Here is a 13276-nt window from a genome sequence, read left to right on the forward strand (position 1 = left end):
GCGGCTACGGGTTGCTCCGGTGCTCCACCGGCACCGACTCCACGGGATTCCGGGAGGCCAGCGTTAACAGAATCGTCCATGCTATCGCCATCAGGACGAAGAGCACACCCACTCCCAGCCACAGCGTTTTGGCGGAGGGCTTCACCTTCGGGTCGTCCGCGTTCATGGGGTATCCTCCCGCAAAAGCTTGGGATCAGGTCCGACAAACTCGACCTCCCGCTCCACCGTGTAGCTACCCGCTTCGTCGCGCAGCACCACCAGCAAATGAAACCGGCCGTCGTAGTTTGAACGCGGCACCTGCAACACCAACGGGACCACCTTTTCGCCCAGGGCGCTGAGCTCGATGGTTTCCGTAAAACCCGTGCGCTCCAACGACGCCGGCCCATCCCGGAGCTCGAGCGTGAACGATTGATTCGTGTCACGTTTGTTGACCACCCGCACGAGGAACTGATTCCGCACCGCCGTATCGCTCACGATGTAGGGCGCCCCGGGAATTCGCGTCACGCCGAAGCTGGCGGGACGCACCGTCGAAATCGCAAACGTCGCCACGCTCATGCCAACCAGCAGCAGGATGGAATACATGATCGTCCGCGGCCGCATCCAGCGCGTCTTGCCCCCTTCGAGTCCGACGAGGGAGTCGTAGCGAATCAAGCCGGTGGGCCGTTTTACCTTGGTCATGATGTCGTCACAGGCATCGATGCAGGCCGCGCAGCCGATACACTCCAGCTGCAGCCCTTGACGAATATCGATTCCCGTCGGGCACACCTGCACGCAGCGGTTGCAATCAATGCAGGACCCCACGTCGGGCGTCCCTACTTTGCCGCGGGGCTCGCCGCGATCGGCATCGTAGCCGATGACCATGGTATTATCGTCCGTAAGGGCGGACTGCAGCCGACCATAGGGACAGATCACGATGCACAATTGCTCCCGAAACCACGCGAAGTTGAAGTAGATGGCACCGGTAAACAGGAACACAAAAACGAACGCCCCCCAGTGCTCGGCCGGTGCATGGCCCATCATGTCCCACAGCTCGGGGATCGACACATAGTAAGCCAAAAACAGATGCGAGATGACGGCCGAAACGATCACGAACGCGACTTGCTTGCCTCCTCGCTTGGCGATTTTGGCGACGTCCCAGGGCGCAGCATCGAGCTTACGGCGTTTCACCGCATCGCCCTCGATCCACCGTTCGATCCGACGATAAACATGCTCCAAAAACACGGTTTGCGGACACGCCCAACCACACCACAGCCGCCCCAGTAAAGAGGTGATGAAAAACAGCGAGAACCCCAGCCCGGTAATCGCAAAGAACAGCAGCCACGCGTCCTGAAACGCGAGCACCAGTCCCATGAGGTGAAACCGCCGCCCCCCGATATCGAGAAACACCGCCGGATGGCCGCCGATCTTGATCCACGGTAACGACAGGTAGATCGCTATCAGCAACAAACCGGTCCAGCGCCGGTGCCGCGTGAAGAATCCCTTCACATCCGCCGGATGCAAAAAGAAGCGCGAGCCATCGTCACGGATCGTAGTGACCGTATCAATACTCGGACGTTGAGAAGGTTTGGGCATGGAGGTGATGGGCAGGAGCGCGAGCGCACTCCTACCCGGACTTGGACTGGATTACGGCGCCTGATGATGGCTGAGAATGAACGCGACGACCTGAGCCGTTTTTTCGGTGCCGAGCACCGGGCCCCAGGCGGGCATGCCTTTTTCCAGCACGCCGGCGTCGACCACATGGTAGACATTGATCGGTTCCGCCCCGTGAATCCATTCGCCGTCGGTCAGATCGGGGCCAATCGCAGCGGGGCTCTCACTCTTGCCCCGCAGGCTCGGCAGGTGGCACGCCGCACACAGCGATTGGTAGGTCTCCTCGCCGCCGGCGATGAAGACGGCGTTGCGGCTCATCTCCCACAAGTGCGGATCATCGATGACCACGTTGGAGGACATCTTGATAGCCTGAATGCGAGCAATCTCGGCCTCGACCCGGGGGCCGTCCTCCACCGGCACCCCCGACTGGGCGTAGTAAAACCAATAGCCGATCGAAAACACGATCGCCCCATAGAGCGTGAACAACCACCAGTTGGGCAGACGTTTATTGAACTCTTCAATACCGTCGTAAACGTGGTGGCGCGTGCTACCCTCTTCCGGTGTTTCCGGTTTGTCTGAATCACTCATCGGTCGTGGCGGCGGATTGCTCGGTGGCGGGCCCATCGCCCTCAAAGGGCAGGTGGGACAGGCGATCGATTTGGGGACGGCGCATCTTGAGGGCTCGGTAAAATACGGAGCCGTAAACCGAGAGCGCGGTGATGAAGGCGATGATCGTGAAGATCACGGTCCAGTCTTCGATAAAGAGACGTCGAAACATAGGAGATGGTGGAGTTGGGAAGGGAGTGGTGCGGGCGGAATCAGCGGCGGGCAGTTTGCGCGGAAACGTCTTCGTAGTTGCCGAGCTGTTGAAGGTAGGCGATGAGCGCGATGATCTGTTTTTCAGGCGCCACGTAGACGCCGGCGGCCTTCAGCTCGGCCGCCAAGGCGGAGGCTTGTTGATCGACGGCGGTTTGGATTTCGGCGTCGGTCATGGCCGGATACGGCACCCCGAGCGTGCGCTGCACGCTCAGCTTCGACGGCAACGCGGCGACATCGGTTTCGTTGTCGAAGAGCCACGGGTAGTTGGGCATATTCGACCCCACCGAAATCTGGCGCGGATCCTCCATATGGCGGAAATGCCAGACGTTGGGATACTTGCCACCGACCCGCGCCAAGTCCGGTCCGGCGCGGCGCGAGCCCCACTGGTAGGGCCGATCATAGATCGACTCACCGAGTCGCGAGTAGTCGCCATAGCGCAACACATCGGGCACGAGCGTCCGGATCATCTGCGAGTGGCAGTTGTAGCAACCCTCGGCGACGTAGATGTCGCGACCCGCGAGTTCGAGCGGCGTGTAAGGGACCTGCAACCGATCCTCCACCATGGCGGCCTGGTGGGTCACCATGCCCGGGATGATTTGCACGAGTCCGCCAATGGCGACCGCGATGACCACGAGCACCGTGAAGGGCGCCGCACTTACCAACAGGCGGTCATACCAGGCCGCCCAGCGTTTGCCACGAGATTCAAAATGCGCCCACGCCAGGATCACCGACAGCGTCGTCCCGAAGATACCCACTATCTGCAAAAACGGACCGCCAAAGATCCAGACGAAGGCGCAAAGCGTTCCCACCGTGATGAAAATCACCGGGGGGTTGATGAAGGTGATGACCGCACCGAGCGGGCGCTCGTTCTCGGGCACATCGTCCTCGACCACGATTTGCATGGTGCCATTGACCGGGACCGAACCGCGCACGGTCTGCCACAGATTGTAGGCCATGATGAACCAACCCACCAGGTAGAGCCCGCCACCGACGACGCGCAGCAGCATGAGAGGGCGGATGGTGTTGAGTGTGTCGAGGAAGTTTGGATACGTCAGCAACGTGCCGCCCTCCGTGGTCGAGTTGAGCATGAGCCCCTGGGTGATGCCCGAGGTCCACATCGCGGCGACGTAGAGCAGGATGCCGAAGAGTCCCAACCAGAAGTGGAGATTGGCCAGCGCCTGCGAGTGCAGCGGTTTGCTCCACAGGCGCGGCGCGAGGAAATAGAACATGCCCGCGGCCATGAAACCGTTCCAGCCGAGGGTGCCGGCGTGCACATGGCCGATGATCCAGTCAGTGTAGTGACCGAGCGCGTTGACCGATTTGATCGACAACAGCGGCCCTTCAAAGGTCGACATGCCGTAGAACGTCACGCCGGCCGCAAAGAACTTGATGACGGGATCGGTGCGCAGTTTCGACCAGGCTCCGCGCAGCGTGAACAGGCCATTGAGCATGCCGCCCCACGACGGGGCCCAGAGCATGAGTGAGAACGTCATGCCGAGCATCTGCAGCCAGTTGGGCAGCGCGGTGTTGAGGAGGTGATGCGGCCCGGCCCAGATGTAGACGAACACCAGCGACCAAAAGTGAATCACCGACAAGCGGTAGCTGTAGACCGGGCGTCCCGCCGCCTTGGGCAGGAAATAATACATGATGCCCAGGATCGGCGTGGTGAGAAAGAACGCCACGGCGTTGTGACCATACCACCATTGCACGAGCCCGTCCTGCACACCGGCGAAAACACCGTAACTGTGGGTCCAACTCGTCGGCAGCGACAAGTGGTTCACGATGTAGAGCATCGCGATCGTGATGATCGTCGCGATGTAGAACCAGATCGCCACGTAGAGGCTGCGCTCGTGGCGCTTGGCCAGCGTCCAGAAAAAATTGATCGCAAACACCACCCAGATGAGCGCGACCGCGATGTTGATCGGCCAGATGAGTTCCGCGTATTCCTTGCCGCGGGTCAGCCCGAGCGGGAGCGTGACGGCGGCGCTGGCGATGATCGCCTGCCAGCCCCAGAAATGAAGCGTCGAGAGGAATTCACTCGCGAGCCGGGCTTTGACGAGGCGCTGCGTCGAATAGTAGATGCCCGCGAACATCATGTTGCCCACCAGCGCAAAAATGACCGCATTGGTGTGCAGGGGTCGCAAGCGACCAAACGTCAGGTAGGACGTGTTAAAATTGAGCTGAAAGAAATTCAGCTGCGCCGCGATCAGGACGCCAACCAACATGCCAACCGCTCCCCAAAAAATGGAGGCGATCATGAATTGGCGGACGATCTTGTCGTTGTATTCGATCGTAAGGTTACGGGAGGCCATGGAAGAAATCAGTTGCGGGCGTTGCGGGACGAAGCGCGGCGATGAGCACAGCCGTCACAAGGCGGGCGCTCCCCGCGTTGACATCCGCAGGACTCGCCGGGGGCGTGATGCCCATGGCGATGATCACCGCCCGCCCGCGGCCTCGACTGCGCGGATTTTGAGGTGACCGGACGCGGCGTTTCCTCGGCCAGCGGCAGCAACGCGTCACTCTCCGCCGAACTAAACTGTCGGCGGCCCTGCTCGCGCAGAAAAAACAAGACGAAGGTGAATACGAGACACAGGCTTATCGTGAGCGTGAGAGGAATAACGGACATGGATGTGGGTGTTACGAAACGCCCCGAGCAGCGGGGTGAAATTCGTCGCCATGCTAGCCGATTCCCCCTCCCTCCGGCTCCGCGACGGTTGCGCAGCCATGCGCATATTTTGGTGAGCCGCGGGCGATGATAGGGGGGATTAGAAAATCGTATGCAGGCACCAATTTCTGCTTACCTCTGCGCAAGCAACGCGGAGCCAATTTCCGGCTTTTTCGCCATGATGCTGGCATGCACGACGGGTTTAAGCACGCGCTGCTCAACAACCGCCCCACCCTACTCCGGCGGTGGGAAACGTTGCTCCGCGCCGAACGCGTGCAGACGCCCATGGCACACCCCGACACGCTGGTGCATTTGATGGATTGGACGCTCGACCAGTTGTTTGCCGAAATCCAACACCCCAAGCTCAGACGGCATCACCCGAAATCGGAAGGCCTCTCGGGGCCCGGCCAATTATGCGTGTGCGGTCAAAACCCGTTGCTCACCTATTTTTCCACCGCGGAACAGGCCATGATCGAAACGCTGCTGGTGGAACGGGCCAACACCAACCGCCTCTCGGCCGTCGAGCGCGATGTGAGTTTATCCGAATTAAAAAGTGCGCTGCACGCGATCGCCCGGCGGGAGATCGATTCGTTTTGCGCGGTGTGTCGGGGTCGCATCCAACAGGCCGCCAAAGACACCGCCTCACCCCGGCACTGAGACACAATCCGCCCAAGCGACGGGAGATCGGCTCACGCCGCCCCCACTGCACCGCCCACGACGCGTTCCCGGTAGGTGGTAGGGGCCTCGCCGGCGATTTTTCGAAACACTCGGTTAAACTGGGACAGGGATTGGAAACCGGCTTCGAACGCCGCCTCACTGATGCGTTTGTGAGGGTTGAGCAGCAGGTTTTTCACCTTCTCCACTCTCACCCGGGCGAGGTAGTCGGTAAACGTCATCCCGGTCGCCTTCTTGAACATTTTGCAGAAGTAAAACGCACTCATGTTGACCGCTTTGGCGACCTCATCCAGCGACATCTCTTCGCCGTGGTGAGACTCGATGTAATCGCGGGCCCGTGTGATGGACGGAGACTCGCGGTGGGCGGTGCGCGCACTCACCTGCCCGCTCAGCGCCGACAGATGCTGGGCAAAAATGGTGAGCAGTCGCAGAATCGAGTCATACTGTTTGCGGTCGACCACGCGGGACTGGAACCACGCTTCCTCCAATTTCTTCAGGTCCACATCGGTGCCGAACTTCAGGATCGATCGCGTCACCGTGCTGAACTGTTTGCGCGTGGGCTTGTGAGTCAGAATCTGCCCTGTTTGCAAAAACGCCACCAAGTCCTCGCCGACGCGCACCGGCACCGCGGAGTCACACAACCCGGCGAAGCATTTGAGGGTTTTGGGCTCCATGCCGGCCTCCTGCTCCAGCTTGGCCTGCAGTTGCAGGCAAGCCGCGCAGGTGTGGTTGGATTTTGCCATCAACGCACAAAATTTGTTCTCCTTCGGATCGTGATGATGCGGCAAGTCAAACGCCTCAATGGGCCGCAGATTGAGCGGTAATCCCGTCGTTTCCCGAAACGCCGTCTGATAATCTTGGAAGATCTGAGACTCTTTGAGCTGCGTCACCACTGCTCGACTGCGTTTGGCCGGAGAATCCATGTGAATTCAGACGATAAGCGGGTATTTCCCCCGGAACAAGCAAACTACCTCAACGTTCTGATTCCCCGTCTTTTGGTATAGACCCCCGTGGAGGCGAAAATGGTGCCCGGGGTGGGACTCGAACCCACACGTATCTCTACGGCAGATTTTGAGTCTGCTGCGTCTACCAATTCCGCCACCCGGGCAAGGTGCGAAGAGGCCGGAACCTACCGCAGTGGATTCGCCTGTAAATCCTATTTTCGTTCAGAAATCACCCCCCCTCGCCTTCAACCATCACCAGAAAGGCAGGCAAGCGATTACCGGAGCGTCGGACCGCGCTAAAATCAGTGGGCGTTCGCGTTGACCGGTTGGTCAACCACCATCGATTCGGGAAAGTCCGCCGCCGCTTCGCCTCCGCGACTGCGATAACGCAGGTTATTCGTCCGTCCCCGGGGGGCATTGAGCGGGATCTGCATGCCGCCGAGTTCGTCCATCATCGCGAACATCGTGTCGGCCATGGTGGCCACCCGAGTTTGTTGGTCCGGGTGTTGGATCAGGTTGTGCATTTCATCCGGATCATCCTGCAAGTCATAGAGTTCATCCTGATCCCACAGGCCGTAGTAGGTGATGTATTTATAACGATCGCCACGCAGGGCGAAAACGGTCGGCGACTGCGGAAAATTCCGCTCCCAGTAGTAGACGTAGAGGAAGTAATCGCGCCATTGCGGGTGCTCGCCCCGCAGTAACGGCGCGACACTCAACCCGTCGAAGTGAGCCGGTGCCTGCAGACCCATCATTTCCATGACGGTCGGAGCGATATCGATGTTGGCCACCACTTCATCAATGACTTGGCCGCCGGCAAACAACGCCGGACAACGCATCAACATCGGCACGCGGATCGACGCTTCATAAGCGACGCGTTTGTCGATCAAGCCGTGCTCACCAAACATGAAACCATTGTCGCCCATGTAGACGACCAGCGTGTCGTCCGCCACGCCCATCGTCTCCAGCTGGGCCATGACTCGACCGATGCTATCGTCGACCGCGGACAAGGTTTCCGCGTAGGCCCGATAATAGGCGTCGATATCGAGTTCACTGTGATAGGGAAAATCGACGCCGTGCCAGCTGTTGCGTTGATCGCGCAGCCATCGCGGTTGGTGGCGGGTCATTTCCGCGGTCACGGCCTCGCTCGGCGCGCGTTGCCACGCGCGATCAGCAAACTGTCCCGCGTGACGCTCGGCCGGCGTGAAGTTGGCGTGCACCGCCTTGTGGGAGAGATAGAGAAAAAACGGTTTCTCGGCCGCATGCTGCTGTTTTAGCCAGTCCACCGCGTAATCAGTGAGTTCATCGGTGATGTAGCCTTGCTGGGGAACGTCCGCGCCATCGACATTGAGCGTATTGCCCGTGGGCAGGTATTGGCCTTGGCCGCGAAAACTCACCCAGCGATCAAAACCGGGCTGGGGACGGTCACCGGAACTGCCCATGTGCCATTTGCCGATGAACGCCGTGGCGTAACCGGCTTTTTGCAGGTATTGCGGAAAGTAGACCGTGCCCTCCGGCACCGGCCGTTGATTGTCGATTACCCGGTGCCTAAACGTATACAGCCCAGTGAGAATCGACGCACGACTCGGCGAACAGAGCGATGTCGTGACGAGCGCATTGCGCAGGTGCGCGCCCTCGGCGGCGAGCCGATCCATTTGCGGAGTCTCGGCCAGGGGATGATTCATGAAACTCATCGCATCCCAGCGATGGTCGTCCGACAGAATAAAAACCACATTGCGCGGTTTGGCACCGGACAATCGCTCCGGCTGAATCGTGGACGGCACCGGCAGCGGTTTGCCCCACGAGGGCGTCACCGCCAAAAATGAAGTCACGACGAAGATTCTAAGAGGGGTAGGAAATTTCATGGTGATGAGCTAAACAGCTAGCACTTATCCACCTAGCAAGGCGAGTCCGAGTTGATGCGCCCGCACGCCGACCGACCCGGCCGTTCGTCCGTGGTCGTCGCTCCACCATGCCGTCATGAAGACACCGATACACGTGGAGTGTCCGCGCCCGGGATGAATCTCAATCATCTCAAAAACTCTTTCGATTATTTGAGTTATTTTTGAACGAAACGAGCGCAGGCCGCGTCTTCCCCCCTGTAAGTCATTTGTTCTTTTGCCTAGTTCATAGTTTGTAGTTTGATAAGTCGGCAAGGGCGCCACGGGTAACTCCGAGGCGCCCTTACTGTTTACGGATCAGATCTACGCTCGACGGACCGCAGCGCTTGAACACCTTGGAAGCCGTAGTTCTTCCCGCTTCTGCGATGCCCGACTTTCGCGTTTTCATCCCCCCCCTCGCTTCGGCCGCCGCCGATCTGACATTATCAGGAAGCGAATCCCATCATTTGGTCACGGTGAACCGTGCCCTGTCCGGGGATCCCGTCGTGGCTTTTGACGGAGCCGGGAACGAATGGGACACCACGCTGACCGTCGCCCACCGTCGGGCCGCCGTATTGACCATCCAACGTCATCGCCAAGCCGCCGCGCGCAAATGTGAAATCATTCTGGTGCAAAGTATGCCGAAGGGCGGGGTCATGGAAAACATCGTGCGCCAAGCGACCGAAATTGGCGTGAGCCGAATCGTCCCACTCCAAACCGCCCGCACCCAAGTCCAACTCGACCCCGGTCGCCAGGCCAAGAAACGCGACAAATGGGAAGCCACCGCCTTGGAAGCCGCCAAACAGTGCGGCAATCCCTGGCTTCCGCACATTGACCCTCCCCGGGAATTTAGCGACCTGCGGGAGATTTGCAGCGACGCTGACCTGATTCTGATCGCCAGTTTGGAGCCCGATTCGCCTCCCCTGGCGAGCGTGCTGCAGACGTCCTCGGCGCCGGAGAAAACGCCCCGGCGGGTGGTATGGTTGATCGGCCCGGAAGGTGATTTCACGCCAGAAGAAACCCGGGAAGCCATTGCCGTGGGCGCCACGCCGGTCTCGCTGGGCTCCCTCGTGCTCCGGTGTGACACCGCCGCCACTTACGCGCTCGCGGTGGTAAACGCCGCCTTCAATCCGTGAAGGTTCCGTCGGGACTCCTCAATCTGTCGTTCCGCTCATGGCTGATGCTGGCGGCAGGTTCGTGGAGCCTGCTGCTGGGATTGGGCACCGGCACCTTGGTTTACTATCAGGGCGCCCGTTCCTTCAGCGACCTCGCCCGGTTGGATCTCAATGACCGGTTGGAGCGGGCCACGTTTCGGGCCAATCAACTCCTGCTGTCGGCCGAGCTCAGTCTCGATTCCACGTCCCACTTGATCGCCCCGACCGCGGGCGAGGGGTTCGATGCCTGGCGGCGGTTTATCCGCCTCGCCCTGCCGATTTTCGAGCAACGTCCCGAGCTTTCCCGCCTGGGCTTTGCGCGCGCGGACGGACAGGAATTCGGCTACCTCACCCGCACCGCAACCGAAGGCGTCACGCTCGATATCCAAATCGTAGCCGCCGACACCGGCCCCGAGCGCCATCGCTATCACGGAGATGCAGCGGAGCCCGCTTCGATCCTCCCCGCAATCGACGCGATCGCGCTGGCCCGACCGTCCGCCCCAAACGCCTTCGGCGAAATCCATTGGACTTCGCTGCAACCTCTGCCGCTGGCGACGGACGAGCAGGGCATCTCCCTCCTGCGCTCCGCGGCTGCAGGAACGTGGTGGATCGATTACAACGAACAGGACTTGGCGACGTTCATGGCCGCGCTGTATCAGGAAACCAAATTGCGCACCGTTCTGGTGGATCGCCGCTCGGAGGAAAGCACGCTGTTGGGCGTGCCGGTTTCACGGCGTGCGATCGCGGCGAATCATATTCATGAACTGGATACACTGGTCGCACGGCACGCGCAGTTTCCCGCCGTCTCCTACCAGTCGACCTTGGCGGAGCCTCACGAATTCCCCCACGCCGACCACACGTGGATCGGGGCAAAAATGCAGCTGCCCGCGCCGCACCTCGATTGGTCCCTCGCGGCGGCGACGCCCGTTCGATCCTCGTTTGGCGCCGCGGACGGCAGCACCCGCACCTTTATCATCGCCACGCTGGTGGGCACGGCACTGAGCCTGTTGATGGCGTCCTTGCTCGCGCGCCGCCTCGCGCGCCCGGTCGAGGAGCTGTCGGCTTCGGTTTTGAAATTTGGCGACACCAATCTCATCACCGCGGCCACATCATCCGCGCCGCGCGAAATCCTGCAACTGGGGCGGGTGCTGCGCGAGCAGGGCCAACGCCTGCTGGAGCGCCAGTCCCAACTGGAGGCCGCCCACCGTGAAACGTTGGCTCAAGCCGACCAACGGCTGAGCCACGAAGCCACGCTGACCGCGATTTTTGAAAACACTCCCTTCGATCTCTGGATCACCGATGCCGACGGCGTCTACACGTTTCAGAATCGCTTTTCCCGGGAAAACTACGGGGAGGTGCTCGGGCAGCGCGTGGAGGATATCAAGCTCCCCCCCGCGGTGATCACCGATCGAATCGCCCGGTTCCGGCGCGTGCTCGACGGTGAAATCGTTTACTCGGACACCGAAGACATGACTCCGCTGGGCTTGCGCCATTTTCACGCCGTGGAATCCCCCATTCTTCGCGACGGAAAGGTGGTCGGAGCACTCGGGGTCAAAATCGACCTGACCAGTCAACGCCGGGCCGAGACCGCGTTGCGCACGAGTCAACAGCGCCTCAGCCGTCACCTGGAAAACACTCCCCTTGGCGCGGTGGATTTTGATCGGGACTTTCGGATCCGCAGTTGGAACGCCGCCGCTCAACTCATCTTCGGTTGGCGGGCCGAGGAAGCGATCGGGCGGGTCGGGCTGATGATTGTTCCGCCGCAGTATCGAGCCGATGTCACGCACGCGTGGGAAGCGTTGATGGCCGACACCGCCAGTTCTCGAAATTTCAATCAGAACATCACGAAGGATGGCCGCACCATCGACTGCGAGTGGTATAATACGCCGACGACCAACGCCGACGGCGAGATCGCCGGGGTGTCGTCACTCGTGCTTGATGTGACCGAGCGAATGACGGCGGAACGCCTGTTTCGCGAATCCGAGGAACGCTTTCAGCGGGTCTTCCATCTGTCGCCCACCCCGCAGGCCATTCTCTCGTTTCCCTCGGGTCGGTTCATCGATATCAACCAAAGCTGGATCGACGGTTTTGGCTACCAACGCTCCGAAGTGGCGGAGCGCACCGATGCGGATCTGCACTGGTGGGTGACCCCATCGGACCGCGAACATTTCGTCGCCACCGTGCGCCAATCCGGAGCGTTTCCCGCCACGGCAGTCCAGCTCTTCGACCACAAACGCCGCAAGCGCACCGTCCATTTGTGCGCCACCCTCGCCCGCCTCGGCCATCAAGACTGCGTGGTGATATCCACGCCCGACATCACGCAACGCATGGAGGCGGAAGCGGAGCTGCGACGTCAGCAGCGTTTTCTCGCCACCTTGGTCGATCAACTTCCGGGTATGACCTTCGAGTGCCTCGTCGACGAGGACTGGACCATGCGTTGGGTCAATCAGGGAACCCTCGCGCTCTGTGGTTACGAACCCGCGGAGTTTCTCGACCGTCAAATCTCTTTCAACGACTTGATCGTGCGGGAAGACCAAGAGCCGGTGCGGGAGTTGGTGGAACGCACGTTGCGCAAACCGCGGGAGAGTCGCACTTACTCGATGGAATACCGCATTCATCACCGCGACGGCCGTCTACGCTGGGTCTGGGAAGCCGGCGAAATCGTGCGTGATCCTCAGACTCAAATCGACCGGATCATCGGGTTCATCACGGATGTGACTGCTCAAAAACAAGCGGAGCAGGAACTGCGCGATCTCAATGAAACCCTGGAGGTGCGCGTCGCCGCCCGGACCGCCGACCTCGAAGCGGCCAATTCGAAACTTCATGATCTGGATCGGCTTAAGACGGAGTTTTTAGCCACCATGAGCCACGAGCTGCGCACCCCGCTCAACTCCATCATCGGCTTCAGTTCGATTCTCGAACGCGGCATGGTCGGCCCCATGCTGCCGGAGCAGCACCACCAAATCGGCCTCGTCAATCAGTCCGCCCGCCAATTGCTCGATCTCATCAACGACCTGCTCGATGTGTCGCGGATCGACTCCGGACGCATGGAATTCTCCTTTGCCGAAATTGATATCTGCACCGTGCTCGAGACCATCGCCACCACGCTCCAACCTCAGTTCGACGGCAAGAAACTACGCTACGAAACGGTCACCGAGGCCGACCTGAACACCATCGTCAGTGATTCCCGCCGCGTGGAGCAGGTGATCTTCAACCTCGCCTTCAACGCCGTTAAATTCACCCCGGGACCGGACGGCCGCGTCACGGTGAAGGCTCGCTCTCTGCCCGACGGCGGGATCGAGGTCAGCGTGACCGACAACGGAATCGGCATTCGGGCGGAGCATCTGCCGCAATTGTTCGAAGCTTTTCGTCAGATCGACGGCTCCGCCCGTCGCGTCTACGAAGGCGTTGGGCTCGGGCTCAACCTCGTGCGCAAACTCACGGCGAAATTGGGCGGCCACATCGAAGTCAACAGCACCTACGGCGCCGGATCATGCTTTACCCTCACCTTGCCAGCCGTCGCGCCGGGCTCTAGTCTTTCCGTTTAGT

General features: G+C 60.5%; 11 protein-coding genes and 1 tRNA gene. 3 read left to right on the forward strand and 9 right to left on the reverse strand.

Annotation, left to right across the window (positions count from 1 at the left end; all coding sequences use genetic code 11):
* Positions 1-4 precede the first annotated feature (4 nt).
* The 6 genes from PXH66_RS14520 to PXH66_RS14545 are packed head-to-tail and all read right to left on the reverse strand — an operon-like array spanning position 5 to position 5035.
* Positions 5-166, reverse strand: a complete 162-nt coding sequence (locus PXH66_RS14520) for a hypothetical protein (protein ID WP_330929759.1) — start codon at positions 164-166, stop codon at positions 5-7.
* Positions 163-1572 (reverse strand): cytochrome c oxidase accessory protein CcoG, encoded by a 1410-nt coding sequence (gene ccoG, locus PXH66_RS14525; protein ID WP_330929760.1) that lies wholly within the window; start codon positions 1570-1572, stop codon positions 163-165. The genes PXH66_RS14520 and ccoG overlap by 4 nt, the downstream gene beginning before the upstream one ends.
* 51 nt (positions 1573-1623) lie before the next feature.
* Positions 1624-2178 (reverse strand): cbb3-type cytochrome c oxidase N-terminal domain-containing protein, encoded by a 555-nt coding sequence (locus tag PXH66_RS14530; protein ID WP_330929761.1) that lies wholly within the window; start codon positions 2176-2178, stop codon positions 1624-1626.
* Positions 2171-2368: a hypothetical protein gene (locus tag PXH66_RS14535; protein WP_330929762.1), complete on the reverse strand. Its 198-nt coding sequence runs from the start codon at positions 2366-2368 to the stop codon at positions 2171-2173. Before PXH66_RS14535 ends, PXH66_RS14530 begins: the two co-directional genes overlap by 8 nt.
* A 40-nt stretch (positions 2369-2408) precedes the next feature.
* On the reverse strand, positions 2409-4721 hold the full coding sequence (gene ccoN / locus PXH66_RS14540; RefSeq protein ID WP_330929763.1) for a cytochrome-c oxidase, cbb3-type subunit I: 2313 nt from the start codon (positions 4719-4721) through the stop codon (positions 2409-2411).
* An 8-nt stretch (positions 4722-4729) separates the two neighbouring features.
* A complete protein-coding gene (locus tag PXH66_RS14545) occupies positions 4730-5035 on the reverse strand; it encodes a hypothetical protein (protein ID WP_330929764.1) in 306 nt (101 codons plus the stop codon).
* A 228-nt stretch (positions 5036-5263) separates the two neighbouring features.
* Here PXH66_RS14545 and PXH66_RS14550 point away from each other — a divergent pair, with 228 nt between their 5' ends.
* Positions 5264-5731 carry a hypothetical protein gene (locus tag PXH66_RS14550; protein WP_330929765.1) on the forward strand — a complete coding sequence of 156 codons (468 nt, stop codon included), beginning with the start codon at positions 5264-5266 and terminating at the stop codon, positions 5729-5731.
* Between the two features lie 32 nt (positions 5732-5763).
* Here the strand turns inward: PXH66_RS14550 and PXH66_RS14555 are convergent, their stop codons facing one another.
* From PXH66_RS14555 to PXH66_RS14565, 3 genes are all read right to left on the reverse strand, one after another.
* The gene (locus PXH66_RS14555; protein WP_330929766.1) at positions 5764-6672 is read right to left on the reverse strand and encodes a PocR ligand-binding domain-containing protein; all 909 of its coding nucleotides are present in this window, start codon (positions 6670-6672) and stop codon (positions 5764-5766) included.
* 100 nt (positions 6673-6772) lie between these two features.
* Positions 6773-6857 (reverse strand) — tRNA-Leu (locus tag PXH66_RS14560).
* 138 nt (positions 6858-6995) lie between these two features.
* The gene (locus PXH66_RS14565) at positions 6996-8558 is read right to left on the reverse strand and encodes a sulfatase family protein (RefSeq protein ID WP_330929767.1); all 1563 of its coding nucleotides are present in this window, start codon (positions 8556-8558) and stop codon (positions 6996-6998) included.
* A 401-nt stretch (positions 8559-8959) separates the two neighbouring features.
* On the opposite strand from PXH66_RS14565, the gene PXH66_RS14570 reads away from it, so the two are divergent.
* On the forward strand, positions 8960-9709 hold the full coding sequence (locus PXH66_RS14570; protein WP_330929768.1) for an RsmE family RNA methyltransferase: 750 nt from the start codon (positions 8960-8962) through the stop codon (positions 9707-9709).
* Positions 9706-13275: a PAS domain-containing sensor histidine kinase gene (locus PXH66_RS14575; RefSeq protein WP_330929769.1), complete on the forward strand. Its 3570-nt coding sequence runs from the start codon at positions 9706-9708 to the stop codon at positions 13273-13275. The genes PXH66_RS14570 and PXH66_RS14575 overlap by 4 nt, the downstream gene beginning before the upstream one ends.
* Position 13276 lies beyond the last annotated feature (1 nt).

Source organism: Synoicihabitans lomoniglobus (assembly GCF_029023725.1).
GTDB lineage: Bacteria > Verrucomicrobiota > Verrucomicrobiia > Opitutales > Opitutaceae > Actomonas > Actomonas lomonigloba.

Bases quoted from the DNA above. Each gene is read 5' to 3' on its own strand.
- PXH66_RS14520 (WP_330929759.1), bottom strand. From the start codon at position 166: ATGAACGCGGACGACCCGAAGGTGAAGCCCTCCGCCAAAACGCTGTGG.
- ccoG (WP_330929760.1), bottom strand. From the start codon at position 1,572: ATGCCCAAACCTTCTCAACGTCCGAGTATTGATACGGTCACTACGATC.
- PXH66_RS14530 (WP_330929761.1), bottom strand. From the start codon at position 2,178: ATGAGTGATTCAGACAAACCGGAAACACCGGAAGAGGGTAGCACGCGC.
- PXH66_RS14535 (WP_330929762.1), bottom strand. From the start codon at position 2,368: ATGTTTCGACGTCTCTTTATCGAAGACTGGACCGTGATCTTCACGATC.
- ccoN (WP_330929763.1), bottom strand. From the start codon at position 4,721: ATGGCCTCCCGTAACCTTACGATCGAATACAACGACAAGATCGTCCGC.
- PXH66_RS14545 (WP_330929764.1), bottom strand. From the start codon at position 5,035: ATGTCCGTTATTCCTCTCACGCTCACGATAAGCCTGTGTCTCGTATTC.
- PXH66_RS14550 (WP_330929765.1), top strand. From the start codon at position 5,264: ATGCACGACGGGTTTAAGCACGCGCTGCTCAACAACCGCCCCACCCTA.
- PXH66_RS14555 (WP_330929766.1), bottom strand. From the start codon at position 6,672: ATGGATTCTCCGGCCAAACGCAGTCGAGCAGTGGTGACGCAGCTCAAA.
- PXH66_RS14565 (WP_330929767.1), bottom strand. From the start codon at position 8,558: ATGAAATTTCCTACCCCTCTTAGAATCTTCGTCGTGACTTCATTTTTG.
- PXH66_RS14570 (WP_330929768.1), top strand. From the start codon at position 8,960: ATGCCCGACTTTCGCGTTTTCATCCCCCCCCTCGCTTCGGCCGCCGCC.